15 protein-coding genes are annotated in these 16732 nt (G+C 36.3%); 7 read left to right on the forward strand and 8 right to left on the reverse strand.

The annotated features are described in order from the left end of the window. Nucleotides 1-325 precede the first annotated feature (325 nt). The 4 genes from EHR01_RS19275 to EHR01_RS01545 form a co-directional block, all read right to left on the reverse strand. On the reverse strand, nucleotides 326-490 hold the full coding sequence (locus tag EHR01_RS19275; RefSeq protein WP_244309942.1) for a hypothetical protein: 165 nt from the start codon (nucleotides 488-490) through the stop codon (nucleotides 326-328). Then, complete coding sequence (locus EHR01_RS19410) at nucleotides 490-711, reverse strand: TfoX/Sxy family protein (protein ID WP_341866987.1); 222 nt, start codon at nucleotides 709-711, stop codon at nucleotides 490-492. The genes EHR01_RS19275 and EHR01_RS19410 overlap by 1 nt, the downstream gene beginning before the upstream one ends. A gap of 387 nt (nucleotides 712-1098) precedes the next feature. Next, entirely contained in the window at nucleotides 1099-2337 is a 1239-nt protein-coding gene (locus EHR01_RS01540) for an adenylate/guanylate cyclase domain-containing protein (protein WP_135692866.1), read from the reverse strand. A 25-nt stretch (nucleotides 2338-2362) separates the two neighbouring features. Beyond that, complete coding sequence (locus EHR01_RS01545; RefSeq protein WP_244309943.1) at nucleotides 2363-2986, reverse strand: hypothetical protein; 624 nt, start codon at nucleotides 2984-2986, stop codon at nucleotides 2363-2365. Between the two features lie 216 nt (nucleotides 2987-3202). On the opposite strand from EHR01_RS01545, the gene EHR01_RS01550 reads away from it, so the two are divergent. Next, nucleotides 3203-4531, forward strand: a complete 1329-nt coding sequence (locus tag EHR01_RS01550) for an LA_0442/LA_0875 N-terminal domain-containing protein (protein ID WP_135692867.1) — start codon at nucleotides 3203-3205, stop codon at nucleotides 4529-4531. Between the two features lie 113 nt (nucleotides 4532-4644). Here EHR01_RS01550 and EHR01_RS01555 read toward each other — a convergent pair whose 3' ends face one another. Next, nucleotides 4645-5544 (reverse strand): LysR family transcriptional regulator, encoded by a 900-nt coding sequence (locus EHR01_RS01555; protein WP_135692868.1) that lies wholly within the window; start codon nucleotides 5542-5544, stop codon nucleotides 4645-4647. A 92-nt stretch (nucleotides 5545-5636) separates the two neighbouring features. Between EHR01_RS01555 and leuC the strand changes: the two genes are divergently transcribed. Together leuC and leuD are read left to right on the forward strand one after the other, a co-directional pair. Next, nucleotides 5637-7040 carry a 3-isopropylmalate dehydratase large subunit gene (leuC, locus tag EHR01_RS01560; protein ID WP_135692869.1) on the forward strand — a complete coding sequence of 468 codons (1404 nt, stop codon included), beginning with the start codon at nucleotides 5637-5639 and terminating at the stop codon, nucleotides 7038-7040. Continuing rightward, complete coding sequence (leuD, locus tag EHR01_RS01565; RefSeq protein ID WP_135692870.1) at nucleotides 7037-7663, forward strand: 3-isopropylmalate dehydratase small subunit; 627 nt, start codon at nucleotides 7037-7039, stop codon at nucleotides 7661-7663. Before leuC ends, leuD begins: the two co-directional genes overlap by 4 nt. A gap of 95 nt (nucleotides 7664-7758) precedes the next feature. Here leuD and EHR01_RS01570 read toward each other — a convergent pair whose 3' ends face one another. The 3 genes from EHR01_RS01570 to EHR01_RS01580 form a co-directional block, all read right to left on the reverse strand. Beyond that, on the reverse strand, nucleotides 7759-8172 hold the full coding sequence (locus EHR01_RS01570; protein WP_135692871.1) for an ester cyclase: 414 nt from the start codon (nucleotides 8170-8172) through the stop codon (nucleotides 7759-7761). Between the two features lie 102 nt (nucleotides 8173-8274). Next, nucleotides 8275-9096: a hypothetical protein gene (locus EHR01_RS01575; protein WP_244309944.1), complete on the reverse strand. Its 822-nt coding sequence runs from the start codon at nucleotides 9094-9096 to the stop codon at nucleotides 8275-8277. 147 nt (nucleotides 9097-9243) lie between these two features. Then, entirely contained in the window at nucleotides 9244-11724 is a 2481-nt protein-coding gene (locus tag EHR01_RS01580; protein ID WP_135692873.1) for a SpoIIE family protein phosphatase, read from the reverse strand. A gap of 397 nt (nucleotides 11725-12121) precedes the next feature. Between EHR01_RS01580 and EHR01_RS01585 the strand changes: the two genes are divergently transcribed. The 4 genes from EHR01_RS01585 to EHR01_RS01600 all read left to right on the forward strand — a co-directional run bounded on the left by EHR01_RS01585 (nucleotide 12122) and on the right by EHR01_RS01600 (nucleotide 16708). Beyond that, complete coding sequence (locus EHR01_RS01585) at nucleotides 12122-13057, forward strand: MBL fold metallo-hydrolase (protein WP_135692874.1); 936 nt, start codon at nucleotides 12122-12124, stop codon at nucleotides 13055-13057. Between the two features lie 215 nt (nucleotides 13058-13272). Next, entirely contained in the window at nucleotides 13273-14994 is a 1722-nt protein-coding gene (locus EHR01_RS01590; RefSeq protein ID WP_208721723.1) for a 7TM diverse intracellular signaling domain-containing protein, read from the forward strand. Nucleotides 14995-15084: 90 nt separating this feature from the next. Continuing rightward, nucleotides 15085-15984, forward strand: a complete 900-nt coding sequence (locus tag EHR01_RS01595; protein WP_135692876.1) for a hypothetical protein — start codon at nucleotides 15085-15087, stop codon at nucleotides 15982-15984. A 16-nt stretch (nucleotides 15985-16000) separates the two neighbouring features. Beyond that, nucleotides 16001-16708 (forward strand): LytR/AlgR family response regulator transcription factor, encoded by a 708-nt coding sequence (locus EHR01_RS01600; protein WP_135692877.1) that lies wholly within the window; start codon nucleotides 16001-16003, stop codon nucleotides 16706-16708. Nucleotides 16709-16732 lie beyond the last annotated feature (24 nt).

Raw genomic sequence — 16732 nt, forward strand, 5'->3', positions numbered from 1 at the left:
TAAAAGGAAGGATATTTTTTTCGTTTTCTAATGCAGATTCCGATCGATTAGGAATCCAAAGCTAAAAATCAATATTTTGTTCGATCTAAAAATGAAAAAATAATGCACTCAATTTATTACTTATATCGCCATTACTCAACGGTAGAGTTTCAAAATGATACAAATAGAGTGATAACTGATACTTGCGAATAACCGTAGACTGATTGTGATGTGAGTGATTTTTTAAGGTCGAATGTTACAGAATGAATCCTTTGTTTTCTAGATTCAATGTTGTTCATCGAAAATTGATCGCGAGAAAACAACTGGACTCTTACAAATCCAAAATCTATTTCTTGTTATTTTTGGGAATGGTCTTTTTTAAACTCGTTTTCTTGGCCTTTTTCTTAGCTGGTGGAGATTTTTTATTATAATCGAGAGATAATTGAATCCAATATTCAATTTCTTTTTTTGTTTTTATATCTTCTTCCTTAACATAGACAAATCCTTTCATCAGGTGTCGTTATGGATCATTGGGCGAGCCTTTTTCTTCGATAGAATGGATTCAACAGTTTCAGGATCAATTTTGCACATGATTTCATCAGTTCTAATGCAGACGCACATTTTGCCGTTTACCATAAAACATATACCGCCAAACATTTTTTTCTCTACCACATCCGTTTGTCCTTCCATAGACTTCCGAACACGATCCAATAATTTCTCATTGATAGCCATATGTTGGAAAGATATAAGATCAATTTCTAGAAATGCAAACTTATATTAAAAAAAGGAATCAAATTCATGAAGAAAAATATATGCTTTTTTCTCCGTAAAAGAAGGTGAATTCGAAGGTAGTATGGGTGGTTTGGTCTTTGAAATTAGATTATGATAGAAAATTTAAACATGATCAATCAGGAATCAACGGTGATACTTAATTCTAATTTAGAATCATCGTGGTCGAAAGTTAAATCGACTTGCAGAAAAAAAATGTGATCATAAAGAAACAAGGCCGGTTTTTGGAAGGTATAAAAACGGGAAACCTTGGGAATACGGTTGGCTCGTCTTTGCGTAGGTATAAAGGATTTTTGGCAGTATGTGGTATTTTGGTTTTTAATATAATACCTAAATATCTAAACAAATCACTTCATACACTGTGATAGGTTTTGATTTTCCTTTAACGGTCACTTTATCAATTTCTCGAATTTCAAAGCCATCGAACAATGAATATTTTCCTTCTATTTGTTTGTAAGTTGTCTCCGATATTAAAATCGGGCAATTATAGTGTTTGGTTAATCCTTCAATCCTAGAAGCTAAGTTTACATTGTCACCAATGACCGTATAATCCAATCTTCGGTCTGAGCCAATATTTCCAACGATTGCTTCTCCTGTATGGATTCCAATTCCCATATGTAATTTATCTTGTGGATGAACCATTTTTTGGTTTAACTTTTCTAATTCATGAATCATTGCCACAGCGGATTTAACGGCACGGAGAGCATCATCATCCTGTTTGAATGGAGCACCAAATATGGTCATGATCGCATCACCGATAAACTTATCAATTGTACCATTAAATCGAAATATGACATCAGTCATGCGAGATAAATATTCATTTAAAAATTGTACAACTTCCTCTGCTGATCGATTTTCTGAATATTTGGTAAAAGACCGAATGTCGGAAAATAGAATTGTTACTTCTTTGTTTTCGCCACCAGGTTCTAATTGTGCTTTGTTTTTGTAAAATTCGCTGACTAGTTGTGAGGGAAGGTATCTTTCCATCATCTGCTTTGCATTTGCCTCTTTAACCATTTCAATATTCGATACTGTTGTTACATAACCTATGGCAAGTATCATCCCGAGTCCTATCATCATTGGAATAAAATCGACAGGATGTCCTTCACCTAATCCAATTGAAATTACGAGAAGAAAAACAAAGGCTAAAAAAGCACCATATATTGTACCTATTTTTGAATGTCGGAGTAGGTTAAATTGATAAATGAAAATCGCACTAATCATTGCGATAAAATAAATAACACCTTGGCCTTTTTGCACTGTTGGATCAAAAAATAACATTAGTCCAATTATGAAATAATCTAAAGTGATCGTAAAAAATTTCAAATAAGGATTATATGAATATAGGTTTAGGAAAAGAAGCACAATACCCGCAAATACCAAAACTACAGTGTCCAACAAGAGAGTGATCAAAGTGGGTGTGACAATTGTATAGTTGATCACTTGGAAATAAGATAAATAATCCAAAATAGAAGCGATAGAGAAAATTACGAATCTAACGACTGCTACAGTTTTCTCGTTTTTCATCTCTCTTGAGATTAAAATCTCATCTACGATTGATTTTTTCATTTTATATAGGTTGGATGTAAAATGATCAGACCTTCGCTTTCTTCCCGCGTGTCCAGTAAAACTGTATGACACCGATACAAGCAAAGAAAGCGCAGACAAAAATCCCGGTGGTAGAAAAAATCCCAACGATATCTTTTGGGCTGAAAACTTCGATGGGATTTTTGCCGAATTGGGAAACTAAGGGATTGAGGATTCCGACCCAGAGCACAAACACGAACATAAATGCGGCACCTCGCCCTGCCCAACGACGTATGATGGCAGGATCACCTGGTTCGATTTTTTTTCGGACCACGATATAGTCAACTAACAGGCCTAATGTCACTCCCAGAAATAGACCTTTGATCAGTCCCAATATTCCAGAGGCAGTGAGTAAGGAAAAAAACGACAGAAGAACAAGGAAGAGGAATACAAGAAGGATTGTCAGGATGAATGGTCCCCCGACTCGCGCAGCAGGCAGTGAGCCTGATCCCAATTCGATAGAAGAAAAGGCACTGGCAAACCCACCAAGCCCTGCAATGACTTCAGCTCCCAATGAAAAGAGAATGCTGAGAATAAATACGAAAATCCAAAGTTTCCTGCGCATTCGCTGATTTTTATGATGAGGATGGTTTCTCGCAAGCACTTTGTGAAGGAAAGAATTTGCATTCACAAAGTTGTTTTATTTCGGTATTACACTCTTACGATTTTATCATGGTACATTGAAAACCGGACAAGGGCGTTTTGTAACATTGATTTTCTAGAATCATTCTCTTCCTTTGAATGGATCTTTTTCTTTATAAATTCATCCATAAAATGTTTAATCGAATTGCAGAATTTAAGAGATCTGTTAAAATTCTCCGATACTAGTTTTGAACTGGCAAAAGTTATGAAAAAAATTGTTCCCTTATTGTTTCCAATCTTTCTTTTCGCAAATTTATCTATTCATAGTGAAACGATTCAACTCAAGTCCGGAGAAAAATGGGAAGGTACCATCTTAACCCAAGACAAAGATTCTGTGACGATCAAACTTACAGACGGTAACACAAAAGTGCTTTCGAAATCGCTGATCCGAAAAGTATCTTTTGCGAAAAAGTCTGAATCCTCTTCTCCAAAAATCGAACCTCAAGTTTCCGAGAAGGAGAAGAAAATCAAAGAAGACAAAGAACTAGCAGAGAAACAAAAACAAGAAGAAGAAAATCTCAAAGCCAAGGAAGATAAACAGAAAAAAAGAGAGGAACAACTTTCCAATGCCAAACGTCACTATCTAGAAGGTTCTTTTGGAATTGGAAGTGGTGAGAGTCAATCAGAGCTCCGTCCTTTTTTTCAAACCATCCAGGTTGCAGGTCTTCTTTTTAGTAGTGGTGGTCAAGCAGAGCTACAGTCCACCCCATACAAAACAAAAAATCATAATGCCACCGCACGTTTGTTTTACGCTTGGAACCGATTCACTTTTGAGTTTCGAGGAACGGAGGCAAAGGGAAATCTCGATATTGGTGGATTTCAGACGCTTGCTTATGGAAGTGGGAGTGGCTCTTCTTCCTCTTCTGAAAAAACTGCAAATGTTCTTCTTGGAAACGGCGATACAAAGTTTCAAAAAGTCTCTTCTCGGATCGGTTTTACTCCTTATCCGCTTCCGCAGCTAGACCTTCAAATTTTAGGAGGGGTGGAACGAATTTGGACAAAGACCAACCAAGAGGTAGATAGTCTCGGTGGAATTACCGCTACAGGTATCAATCCCAATCGAGTGAGTTATCGAGATACAACCAATTCGCTTAAAGGTTATAGTTTAGGAATTGGATTCGAATGGAAGTTTTTAGAAAGGTTTACTCTGCAAGGACAGATTTTGCATTTGGATATGCAGGGCCCATCCTCTTTTCGAAGCAACGAATTTCGATTGGATTCTTCTCCTTTTCGATACAGTCAAAATGGTTTAGACTACCAATGGAAATCAACTGGAACTGAAGTGAATGTAAAATTCTCAACAAAGATCAAAGGTGATTTCAGTTTGTTTGTGGAAGCAAGTAACATGACCTTAAATAACAAATTAAAGTCAGGTTATATCACAGAAAATGAAGGAGGAGGTGGAGGAAATTCGGATCCTTCCCAAATTTTGCTAAAAGTGTATGGGCCACAAATATTAATTCCGATGTTCTATGATTCGAAGACGATATTGAGTTATGTTCAGGTAGGTGCAAATTATCGTTTTAATTTTTGAATTCACAAACTTGTTTGGATCATTTATCAATCCAAACAAGGATTCAAACTGAATCAAATATTTTCAGTGATTGGATATTTTAATAGAATATAAATATGGTCACCTTTTTTTAGTTAATTGGAGAAGGTTTCTCTTTCACTTCTCCATTTTTCTGTGGATCTTAAAATTTCTTCTGCGAGCATCGCAAGTGCAGGTCCCGATTTTTTGCGATAGCAGAGATAAAATTTCCTTTCGGTGTTCCATTCTTCAAATTTAATTTTTTCTAATTTGGGGTTAATGGAATACTCTGATAAAAAACCGATTCCAAGTCCCGCTTCCAATGATTTGATAACGGATTCTACACTTCTGAGTTCCATCGCAATATTTGGTCCGAATTCTTTCGAAAAAGATTTGATCTTCTTCTCCACTGCCTTTCTAAGAGCAGAACCTGGATGGAAAAATACAAAGGATTGTTTTTTTAGATCTTCGATTTTAATTTTCTTTTTAAGAAAGATTGGATGGTCCTTCGCAGCCACAGGAAAGATTCTATCGGATAAAAATTCCAGAACGTTCAGACTAGGCTCAGAAATGGGACCAGTCAAAATCCCAAGGTCTACTTCTCCCTTTAATACTGCATCCTTAGTCTCCTTGGCATCTCCTTCTCTTACGGAAAGTGAAAGTCCTTGTCTTTTTTTTAAAATTTCCTTTAAGACCTGAGGTAAGATCCAAGCAGAAACTGTACCTCCAGCCGAAATGGAAAAGTTACCTTTTAGTTCCTTTTCCTTAGTAAAACCAATTTGTATTTCTTCCCATAATTCTTTCATACGCACTGAATACTGATAGAATCTTTCACCTTCGTGTGTTAGTCGAACAGACCTTCCTCCTCTTTCCAAAACTGCGACTCCTAATTCCTTTTCCAAAAGAAAAATTTGTTTGGAGAGTGCAGGTTGAGTTAATCCAAGCCTAGTTGCCGCTTTTTGGAAAGTACCTGAATCTGCAATTTCTAGAAAATAAACGATCTGTCTGAATTCCATATATACTTATAACTTTTAGTTATATATTTTATAAAACCAATTTATTTGCATTATATCAATTAATTTGATATCTTTATTACCAAGAGGGAAATATGGGACAAACTCTATACGACAAAATTTGGGAAAGTCATCGGATCTTAGAGAATGCAGATTCTGAAACAATTTTATATGTGGATCGTCATATCCTCCATGAAGTGACTTCTGCCCAAGCATTCGAAGGATTAAGAACGAAGAATAGAGATGTTAGAAGGAAAGATCTTACCTTTGGAGTTGTGGATCATAATGTTTCCACAAGAGATCGTAAAAACAGAGATGCTGCAGGACCAGTCTCCCGATTGCAGATTGATACAATGGAGAAAAATTGCAAAGATTTTGGAATCCATTTGTTTGGTCCGGAAGATCCTGAACAAGGGATTGTGCATGTAGTTGGTCCAGAGTTAGGATTTACCACTCCTGGATCTGTAATCGTGTGTGGCGATTCTCATACAGCAACGCATGGAGCCTTTGGTGCATTGGCTTTTGGAATTGGAACTAGCGAAGTAGAACATGTGCTTGCGACTCAAACTTTAAAACAGGCAAAAACAAAATCTATGTTAGTTCGATTTGTTGGTAAACCTGGATTTGGAATCACTGCAAAAGATGTAGTTCTTGCACTCATAGCCAAGATGGGAACAGCAGGTGGAAGGGGTTATACTTTAGAATATTCAGGTGAATGGATTCGTTCTCTTTCTATGGAAGGTCGAATGACTCTTTGTAATATGAGTATTGAAGCTGGTGCAAGGGCAAGTCTCGTCGCTCCAGACCAAATCACCTTTGATTATTTGGAAGATAGAAGGTTAGTCCCTAAAGGAAAAAGTTTTGAAGAAGCAGTTGAATACTGGAAAACATTTTTTACAGATAAAGATGCTGTTTTTGATGAGATAATTGAATTAGATATTTCTAATATAGAACCACAGGTGACTTGGGGAACCAATCCATCTCAGACTTTATCCGTCAGTGGAGTTGTTCCCGACCCAAATGAATACCAGGAGAAACGGGCAAGAGAAACAGCAGAGAACGCCTTGGAATATATGGATTTAAAACCAGGAACTCCTATCTCTGAAATTAACATCGATAAGGTGTTCATTGGATCTTGTACCAATGCAAGGATAGAAGACTTACGATCAGCAGCAGAAGTTGCGAAAGGAAAAAAAGTCCATCCAAAAGTGCAAGCATTGGTGGTTCCAGGATCAGGTTCAGTCAAACGTCAGGCAGAACGAGAAGGTTTGGACCAAATTTTCAAAGAAGCTGGATTTGAATGGAGGGAGCCTGGTTGTTCCCTTTGTCTTGCGATGAATGATGATGTATTAAAACCGGGAGAAAGATGTGCATCTACTTCCAATCGTAATTTCGAAGGAAGACAAGGCAGAGGAGGAAGAACTCATTTAGTGAGTCCTTCAATGGCTGCAGCTGCCGCAGTAGCGGGAAAATTGATAGATGTGAGGAAATTAAAATGAATTCAAAAAATTGGACAATCCATACAGGAGTTCCTGTTTCAATCCCAAGAGAGGATATTGATACGGACCAAATACTTCCCAAACAATTTATGAAATTGATCGATAAAAAAGGTTTTGGAAAACATTTATTTTTTGATTGGAGGTATTTAGATTTTGAAGGTAAGATTCCTAATCCTGAATTTGTTTTGAACCAGGAAGAATTTAAAAATGCAAGTGTGCTCATAGCTGGAAAAAATTTCGGCTGTGGTTCGAGTCGAGAACATGCACCTTGGGCACTTTCTGATTTTGGTTTCCGTGCGATTTTGGCTCCTTCTTTTGCTGATATATTCTCCATTAATTCGGCAAAGAATGGGATTGCTCTCGTTCGTTTGAAAGAAGAAGAGATTCATTTTATCAATGACTGGGTTTCGAAAAATTCAGGTTCTCAAATTCGAATCAATTTAGAAAATTTAGAAGTACAAGCTGGAGACCAAACATTCCACTTCCATTTGGATTTTGCTTCTATCAATCGGATTCGAAACGGTTGGGATGATATTGATATCACTTTAAAAAATTCAAAAGAAATCTTGGAATTCGAACGGATCCGTAGAAAAGAAAAATCTTTTTTGGAAGTGTATTGGTAATCACTTTGGATTGGTATTTAGTTCTTGAGAGATAGATAGAAAGGTCGCATAGCGGTGGATTTGCGACCGAAGCCCTGGCTTTTGAAAGGTAGATTTTATGCTGACCTTAGTTCGGCGAGAACTGTTTGTAATGTATTGAGCCCCCAGTGTTCGATATATTTACCTTCTTGCAAACGTACAATATCAATGACATCAATTCTAATTTTTTTCTGTGTGGGAGCAATCCCCATGAGAACACCTTTATGAGTTCCTGTGATGGCTTTACGTGTTGTCACCTTATCTCCTTCGGCGACTTGATCAAAAACTTCTACGGTTAGATCGGGAAAGGCCGGTTTTAACACTGAACTGAATGTATTCCACATTGCATTCGAATCATTTGCGTTTTCAGGTGCGGAACGATTGACGAAGTTTGCGTGCATTAGTTCTTTGAAGCTATCTTCATTACAGTTTTGAATGACTTCCTCGTTGAATCGTTTAACGATGTGTTTGTTTTTTTCTAAAACATGCATAAGTAATTTTTTGTCGTTGTTGGAACGGATGCAATCAAAAATTTACTACTACTTTATCTGATCGACTTTTTTAAAATATGTTTCTGATTCAAAGATTGTCTTTTATTTATACTGGGGAACCCTGCTTGTATTCACGGATGATTGTTGATCCGAAAGATTATTGATGTTTTTGAATATCGCTATTAAGGCACACCCGATTACGACAAGCTGAATTGGGATAAAAATCATATCCCAAAAGTTTTCTTGTAGTTTGGTTACATAGGTCCCATTGTATTCGAACGGGTGCAAAATCGGGAACCACATAAGTACTGTTAGTGTTGTTGCTACGAGTGTGTCGGAAAAACCAAAATAATAATGGAGAGGATAACGTTTTTTGTGCAAACGATAGAGGACAAACATAACCAATAGACTCAAAGGTTCAAGAAGAAGGTAATGTAGGCTATCAAAGGTTGGTAGCGATAAAAGTGCAATACGATAAGCAGCGTGGCAAAAGATCCATTGTAATGGTGAGGATCGAAAGATGAAAAATCCTTGATCAAACTGTGTTGTCTGGAAACGTTTTTTTGCCATTTCCTGAATCAACCAGATGAGGAGAGCGAGACATACAAAGCGACTTAAGAACCCACGATAGGTACCACCGTCGGGAGAAAAAACCATCACAAAGATATTCGCCACAACAGCAAAGTTGATATAACGGGAAAACCAAACCAGGAATTTTGGTTTTATGGTTTCGGAAAAAATAGCAAAGGTGAGCACTGCTCCCAAACCAAAGGGAAGAAGGAAGATGAGTTTGATGAAACTCATGATTTTAATTGAATCGTGTTGTGAATAAAATGTAAACTGAATGCAGGCTAACAAAGTAAAGACAAGCACAAATATAAAAAGAATGGTTTGGCGAAAACTTGCCAAGTAACAAACAAACATTACGACTAGAATTGCAATAGTGTTATTCCACGTGAATAATGTGAGATCTAAACCAGGGTTCATCATTGACTTGTGCCTTTATTTTCGATTACGGAAAACGAGTCAACTGGTTCCAGAGAAAACTCAGTCCTTTTTAGTTGCGAAGCATTACCTTAAAAATTCGATTGAGAGAAGAGTTACATCATCTTCGAATTTCTCTGCACTTTGGTGTTCTTTTGCCATATTTGTTAATATTTCAAGAGAAGATTTTTCTTTCCAAAGTTCCTTTTGTTTGCTCCATTCCAAAAATCCAGAATCTCTAAACAAAGTTTGGTTTTTGGAGCGAACATCAAAAATCCCATCAGAAAATAAGAATAGTTTATCACCTAACGAAAAATTTACTTCGTTGTTTTCTCCTTCCCATTTAGGAAGGATCCCTAAAGGTTTTCCTTTGCCTATCAAAGGCGAAACCTTCTCTTTTGTTCCCAAATAAATATCTTCATGGCCTGCCTTAGACCAAATTATTTTGTGATGTTTCGAATCTAAAACTACTGCAACTGCAGTGACAAATAAACCAGCTGTGTTTCCAAATAAATAAGTGTTTAAACATTCCAAACAGGCGGAGGGGTTATTTTTTGGTGTATCTGGAAGTTTGAGTACAAAGTGTAACATGGCAGAAATCATACCTGCTGCAAAACCATGTCCTGAAACATCTGCTAGGAATAAGAAAGTTTTTCCTTCACCTAATTGTTGTACAATATAGTAATCACCTGCAATTCCATCACTAGGCAGGAATTTTAATTCGGTAGAGATCAAAGTATGATCATATTGTAACTCAGGCAAAAGTTTTTTTTGAATTCGGATTCCCCGGGTAAGTTCCTCACTGAGATAAAATTCTTTTTCTTTTAAACGTAAAGCATTTCGGATCACACTCAAAAGTTCTGATTCTAAAAATGGTTTGGATAAATAAATATCTGCTCCTTCTCCATGAACTTCTTTTCTTGTAGTTTCGTCTGCTTTGGCAGTGAGTAAAATGATTGGAAGAGAGTGGAGGTGCTCTTTTTTTCGGATTTCACGAATTAAATCAAGTCCGCTCAATTTTGGCATCATTAAATCGGTAATGACTAAATCTGGAGATTCGGATAATACGGTTTCGAGTCCAGCCAAACCATCTGCTGCAACCAAAACATGAAAACCTACTCGAGTCAAAATTGATCCTAAATAAGACCGCAAATCAGGATTGTCTTCAACTATCAAAAGTTTGATGGTATTTTTTGTATTTATTATTTCTGAAAATACTAGTGGATGTGAAACTTCTTCCGGTATATATTCGTGTCGGGTAGGGAAGTAACGTTGAATATTTGTTTGTTGGTCTTTATGGTGATTTTCGCATAAAGGCAAAGTAAAATAAAAATGTGAACCTTTGCCCAATTCGCTTTCTACACCAACTTTTCCTCCATGGAGTTCCACTAATTCCTTAACTAATGCTAGGCCTAAACCGGTTCCTTCTTGTTCCCTTGTGAGAGATGCTTCGCTGATTCCAAATCGCGAAAACAACCTTCGGATTTGATTATCTTCCATTCCAATCCCAGAATCTCGAACAGAAACAATGGCTTCGTTTTCTTTTCTTTGTAATTCCAAATGGATCTTTCCACCCTCTCCCGTAAATTTAATCGAGTTGGAAAGGTAATTGAAAATACATTTGTCAATTTGTTCAGGGTCTATATTGGCAAATAAAGTTTCTTCACATAATGAGAGTTCGAAACTTATATTTTTTCTTTTTACGTAAGCGGTAAAATTTTCGGAAACTTGAAGTAAAAAATCACCTAACGGAAGAGTAGATTTTCTGAGTTCCATTCTGCCTGAAGTAATTTTTTGTAAATCAAGAAGTTGATTCACCAAACGAGTGAGACGTCTTGATTGGTTTACGATGACTTTCACTTCTGAAGGAGACAGTCCTTCTGATCGTTTTAACGCAGATTCTGAAGGCCCTGCAATTAAAGTGAGAGGGGTTCTTAATTCATGGGATATGTTTTGGAAAAATGCAGTTTGGGCTTTGTTTTCGCTTTCTAAAGAATCCTCGGCAATGTTTGCTGCCAGGGTAAAGTAATAAGCAAACCCTGCATGGAATAGAGTAGAGAAGATGATGTTGGATACATTGATGAGTGCCAGAAAATTTGGTGTCCAATGGTAGATTGGTGGATAGGACATTGAATAATAATAAGTCGACGCAAAGAGTAAACAGCCGAGGACTATACTTCCAAATTTGAGAAAGTTTTTTCCAGGAGGTAGGAGAAAAATTCCCGTTGCAAAAAGCATCATATAATACTGGTAACCTGCCCCCCAACCAAAAAAGTAAGTTGCCGCTAAAGCATGGAGAAAGACCTCTGAAAAACAAAGATACAAAGAAGTGAATAAATATTTTTTGCGATTGATCCAGATTGTAAACGCAAACCAAATCACACTTCCTAGATTAAAGAGTGCCATTTCCAAAGCACCAACAGCACTAAAGAAAAAAATGAAAACAAAGTGGATGAGGCCGGCTAAAACATAAATGGAGTTGGTTGCGACGTAGTACCTTTGGTAGCGAAGTTCTACGTTAGCTGGAGATTGAAATAAGGAGCGAACAAATGTTAAAAATTGGGCCATTCGATGCCAAATAAACCAGCTGTCAGAAGAAAAGTCAAGAAAAGCCCTGGAGGATTGGGTTAACTTCTTTTGAAAATCAGCCTCCTCTAGAACACAAAATGACTTCGGAGATGTAGTTTTTCTAATCACTGTGCCGCTCGAAACGTTTGCGGAACACTAGGTGTCCATGTTGGATACGGTTTTCCTAAATTTGTTTTCTTCTGAATTTGTCTTTGTAGATAGATGAATTGAAACCGAACTTTGGGAGATTTTGGATCAGCGTTTTTTAGTTGAGTTGTTACGAACTTTGGTTAGAATTTGACAGGAAAAAGGCTAAGAGCTTTTACAAAAGTTTCATTGAAAATGGTAATTAATTTTTCAATTAATTGTTAGTGAAATATGAAGAAGGAGTCAAAATTTGTTTCAACACCTAGGTTCTGTTTTTTCTGTCCTTATTTCTCTTCTGACTCTATTTTGTCAGGTTACTTCGCATCAAGTAAAACCCTATACATCTGACAAAATCACTGAAAGAGTTCCGATATCTCCACAACCGAAACATTGGGTGGAATTGAAAGTTGTCAAAGTGGCTGATTGGGAAGCTTCTCTTGCAGGACTTTTGGATCTGGATGATCCAAAGGCTAAGATGGCTGGATTAAAGGATCGTTTAGAACCTATTTCTATATACTTCTATGTCGTTAAACATCCTATATACGGAACGTATCTAATTGATTCAGGGATAGGAGAAAGCTTCTCTAAGGGAGAGGCAGGAGCTTACGTGAGTTCAATTGTGGAATCTCAAATGAACTTGAAGCGATTAAAAGTTTACGAAACAACAAATGTGTATCTTTCTAAAAACAAAATTGATCTCAAGGGAGTTTTTTACACTCATTTGCATTTGGATCATGTGTTGGGTGCCTATGAATTGGATCGATCTGTTCCATTTTATGTTGGGCCTGGGGAAGTGACAACTCGCCAGTTTATAAATTTATTTGTACAAGGTTCCACGAATCGTTTGTTAGGAGAAAATCCAAACTTGGTGCAACTTGATTTAGAAAAAAATCAAATTAGAGTTTTGGATTTTTTTGGAGACCAAAGTTTTTTTGTCATCGCAGTCCCAGGTCATACCCCTGGTAGTTTGGCCTTTTTTGTCCCTACGAAAGATGGTTCTCATTTGATTCTGGGTGATTCTTGTCATACGGAATGGGGTTGGAAAGAATCTGTTGTTCCAGGGAGATTTACCACTGATCAAAAACTCAACCGCAAAAGTTTAGAATTTTTGAAAAAATTGGCAGAGACAAACAAACCAAAGTTTGTGTATCCAGGCCATCAGGAAAGAATTCTTAACCAAAAATAAGAATCAGTATTTTGATGAATATTTGGCCCACTAATGGAAATTAAACTATGAATTTAATATAGAAATTAAAGAATATTAAACTTTTACTTTACATTAAATATTAATAAAACCAAACTTTGTCAGCAATGTTTCGACTTTTGGCAGGTTTGGTTTTTCTTTTTATTAGTGTTAGTCCTCTTTTGGCGTCACCTATGCAGTCCCGGTATTCCACTATTTTGAAAAGCGGGGTCGGTGAGTATCCGTTAGGTTTTCATATGGAAATTCTAACACTTCCGCCAAATGAAAATTTAACTTTTGAAGAAGTGCGAAAATCAAATCGTTTTCATGAGAGTAAGTCTCTTTCTCCCAATTTTGGTTTTACAAAAAATATATATTGGGTTCGGTTCGAACTACAAAATGAAGCAAATGAACGTGATTGGTTCATTCATGTTTCCTATCCTTTGTTGGATAAAATTGATTTTTACGAACAAAAAGATAAAACCTGGAAACAAACGGTAACTGGAGATTCTTATGTATTCTCTCAAAGGCCTTTAGAAGAAAAAAGTTTTATTTTCCCAATCAAACTCCAAACTAAAAAAAGTAATTCATATTATTTTCGGTTCGAAAGTGAAGGGACGGTGCAATTCCCCATCACTTTGTATTCGCATGAACGATTTCTAAAACTCAAAGAAAAAGAAAATTTATCTCTTGGGATTTATTATGGAATTTTATTTGTTCTCGTCATTTATAATTTAATCCTTTTGTTTATGTTACGGGACTTGGGGTATTTGTATTACCTTTTGTACATTAGTTTATATGGATTGTCACAATCAGTATTAAATGGTTTGGCGTTTCAGATTTTTTGGTCTAATTCGCCGTATTGGGCAAACGTAAGTTTACCCTTTGTGGGAGGTTTTTCTTTATTTTGGGGTCTTCAATTCACAAGGAGTTTTTTAAATACCAAAAAAAATACTCCGACTTGGGATAAAATAATTTTTATCTTAATGGGGATGATGTTATTTCTAATGTTATCTTCTTTCATCTTTTCCTATTATGTGAATATTTATTTATTAGCATCTTTAGTTATGTCATTTGCCGTATCGGTTTTTCTTGTAGCCGTTGTTTGTTGGGACAAAGGGTACAAACCTGCAAGGTATTTTTTAATCGCATGGGTGGCACTTCTATTTGGTGTAGGGATCTATTCTCTAAAAGGATTTGGAATATTACCTGCAAACATAGTCACAGAATATGGTTTGCAAGCAGGTTCTGCGATCGAGATGTGTTTGTTATCTTTGGGCCTTGCTTATAAAATCAAACTTGCTAATTCCGAAAAGAACAAAGCAGAGAGAAGGATGGTCACATACAAGGCCAAATTGCAGGATGCAAAACTTGTTTCTTCTAGGTTAGAGGTGGAATTATTAAAAAACAACATCCATCCGCATTTTTTACTAAATTCAATCAACGCGACCATCATTTGGTTGGATGAAGATCCAGAAACGGCAAAACAATTATTAACTGCTTTGTCTGATGAATTGAGAGCGATTTTAAAATTAACCAATCGAAAAACTATTTCTATAAACGAAGAAGTTGGAATTTGTAAACGTTACTTAGAAATCATGAGTTTACGGAAAGAATCGAAATTTGAATTCAAAACAGAAGGGGTGAGTTCCAAAGATGTAATTCCACCTATTGTTTTGTTGACATTAGTGGAAAACGGTGTGACACACGGTTACCAAGGAAAAAATTCTGGAACCTTTACTTTAAAGAAAAAGAAAGATAAAAACAAAACCAAATACATTTTGTTCAATGATGGTTTACCAACAACAAAATCGGATTCATTAGGAACAGGGATCAAATACATAAAGTCCAGGTTGCAGGAAGCGTTTCCCAATAAATGGGATTTTAATTCAAAGGTCGTAATGGGAGGTTGGGAAAATACAATCACACTAATAGAATAAACAGTGTCATTCGCACCGATATAGTGCGTTTCGCTCCGGTATCTTTGCATTTTTTTTTATCTTCATTATCCTACCCAAAAGGATAAAAAGATGAATACAAAAATATTAACAATCACCTCTCTTCTGTTTGCTGCAAATATTAGTTTTGCAGATCCTGTGAATAAAAAAGATGATAAACCTCTTGTTACACAAGTCCCAGAGGAAACAACAAAGACCAATTCAGAATTAGAAAAATATTATGCAAAACTAAAATATCCACCTGGTTTTTATGAAGGAGCTTTTTTGATTAGTTTTATGGGAGGAGGGACACTTGCACCTAGTGGATCTTTTATCAGCCATGAAAAAAACTATGATAGCACTTTACAATATAAGATTGTAACAAAAGAAGTAAGCCAGGATTATTACCCTCAAGGATTGATTCGAAATGACCAGCCAGGATTGTATTTTAAACCCACATACACTCCCGGTGTTGCTTCTCAGTTTGATTTTGAATATGGATGGAAAGAAAAAATTGGCCTTGGATTTACTGTCATGCAAAATTCAATGAAAGCAAAAAGACAAGATGTAATTCCTGGTTTATCATATTACAAAGAATATGTGGATCCATTTCCGAGAGAACGAACGATTTATCGGGGAAATTCGATGAGTTTCCTTGCTACCTACCATCCCATCCCAAAAAACTTTTTTGATCCATATCTTGCGGCAAGGGCAGGGGTTGTTTCCTTTACAGGCGAAGCCCATTCAGGAAATTCACATGACAGGTTTGTTTATAGCAACCAAATCACAAGTGGAATTGGGAGTATTGTAGGATTGGGTGCTGGACTTAATATTTATTTAGGACGTTATTTTGGAATTAAGGCGGAAGTTGATTATTATAGAGAGTTTTTAAAGGCTGACCAATTTTCAATGCGTACGCTAAATTCTTACCAAGCAATGGTAGGAGTATTTGTCAATTTATCAAATGTTCAATATCGACTGGAACAGTATTAGGAGTAGGTTTTAAGTTTTGAGAATTTTAATCGTTGAGGACGAAATTGTGGCGGCAAGAGGATTGGAACGTATTTTGCGTGAAGTTCTTGGATCAAAAATTTCGTCCTTACGTATTGAAAAAACTTTGATTGGTTCTCAATGTTTCATTCAGGAAAATGAAATTGATCTTCTGTTTTTGGATCTAAATTTGGATGGTGACATTGGATTTGATTTGCTTAAAGAAACTTCTGCTGCCTCCTTTTTGACGATCATCACATCGGGAAATACGGCAGAAGCAATCCAGGCTTTTGAGTATGGAGTTCTCGACTTTGTGCCCAAACCAATTCATAAAGAAAGAATTACGAAAGCACTCGGTAAGTTCCAAACTAACAATGGGCAAACAAAAACAAAGTATCTTGGTGTAAAACAAGATCACAGTTTGTCGTTAGTTGCAATTAAGGACATTCTGTATTTACAATCCTTTGACAAACGAGTAAAAGTTTATCGAAAAAATGGAGAGATGATTGTACATAACAAAAGTCTTGAATCTCTATTAAAGGTTTTACCGACACATTTTTCCAGAATTCACAGATCGTTCATTGTAAATGAAAAACATATCAAAACCATTATTACTTCCGCAGGAGGTTCTTACCAAGTAGAACTAAAAACTGGAACTAAACTCAAAATGGGTAGAGAGTTTTATAAAGAATTAAAATCCAAGTTATTGTTCAATTTTTCTACTTAATCATAAAAATGTAAATACCTGTTT

Origin of the sequence: Leptospira mtsangambouensis, from assembly GCF_004770475.1 — a bacterium.
Taxonomy (GTDB): Bacteria; Spirochaetota; Leptospiria; order Leptospirales; family Leptospiraceae; genus Leptospira_A; species Leptospira_A mtsangambouensis.